The organism is Streptomyces sp. NPDC001156, from assembly GCF_053598275.1.
The window spans coordinates 1-1,228 of the sequence record NZ_JBSFJX010000556.1; the positions used below are offsets into that span (position 1 = coordinate 1).

The following is a 1,228-nucleotide window of genomic DNA, read 5'->3' on the forward strand; positions in this document are numbered from 1 at the left end:
TACCACCTGCCCAGGCACAGACACCAACCCGAAACCCGCTCAAAAACCCGTCAGAAGATCCACTTCAGGCCACGTCGGTGGATCAAGGCTAAGTGATCTCCGGGCTGGTTCGCGGAGCCAGAGGATCAGGGAGGCCAGAACGACTCCGGCGCGGTAGCGGTCTGCGAGCTTGTCGAAGCGGGTGGCGATCGCGCGGAACTGCTTGAGGCGGGCGAAGCATCGTTCGACCACGTTCCGGTCGCGGTAGAGGACCCGGTCGAAGGTGTGCGGTCGGCCACCGAGGGCTCCGCGCCGTCGGCGGTTGGCCTCCTGATCGCGGCGTTCGGGGATCGTGACGGCGATGCCCCGGCGCCGCAGCAGGTGGCGGATCGCCCGGCTGGAATAGGCCTTGTCGCCCAGTACGCGCTCCGGTGTCGTGCGTGGGCGGCCCGTTCCGGTGCGCGGGATCCGGATCCCGTCGAGGACCTGGCCGAACGCGGTGGCGTCGTTGACGTTGCCGGGCGTGAGCACGATCGACAGGGGCAGGCCGCGGCCGTCGACGGCGAGGTGGACTTTGGTCGTCAGTCCGCCTCGGGACCGACCGAGGGCCTGGCGCGTCTGCGAGCGGCCCGGATCTTTCAGTTCGTCCCCGTCTGCGGCCCCTTTTTGCGGGCGCCAGCGGCGTGCTGGTGGGCCCGGTTGATCGTGGAGTCGACCGCAACGGTCCACTCCACCCGGCCCACCGCGTCGTCATGGACCTGGACGTGTTCGAGCAGCTTCGCCCAGGTTCCGTCCGCCTCCCAGCGCGAGAAGCGCTCGTAGACGGTCTGCCACGGTCCGTACCGCTCGGGCAGGTCACGCCAGGGCGCTCCCGTCCGCTGCCGCCACACCACACCGTTGACCACCTGGCGGTGATCGCGCCACGGACGGCCACGCCCGTCCACCTGCGGCAACAAGGGCTCTATCTGCCCCCAAGCCACGTCCGTCAACTCACCTCGACCTGCCACAAGATCAATTATCAGACACGGCCTAAGGCCTGTCCGGCGGATCTTGAGTCGAAAATCAGGCGGCAGTCGGAGACCGAGCGCCCTAACGTGCAGGCATGGCACCTTCACTTGAGCGTCCCCCTTTGCAGGCCGACGAACGCACCGCACTCATTGAGTGGTGTGCATCGTGAAGTAGCAGGTCGCGGGGCTGGTGTGCGTCGGCTCCGGGGTACTCATGCTGGTGACGGGCGGGTGACTTCGGT

1 protein-coding gene is annotated in these 1,228 nt (G+C 67.8%); it reads right to left on the reverse strand.

Annotated elements, in window-relative coordinates; all coding sequences use genetic code 11:
- Positions 1-39 precede the first annotated feature (39 nt).
- Positions 40-986 (reverse strand): IS5 family transposase gene (locus ACWDA7_RS53095; RefSeq protein WP_450615443.1). Its coding sequence is split into 2 segments (ribosomal slippage): positions 40-632 and positions 632-986, totalling 948 coding nucleotides; the frame shifts between segments, so codons are not numbered across the junction.
- Positions 987-1,228 lie beyond the last annotated feature (242 nt).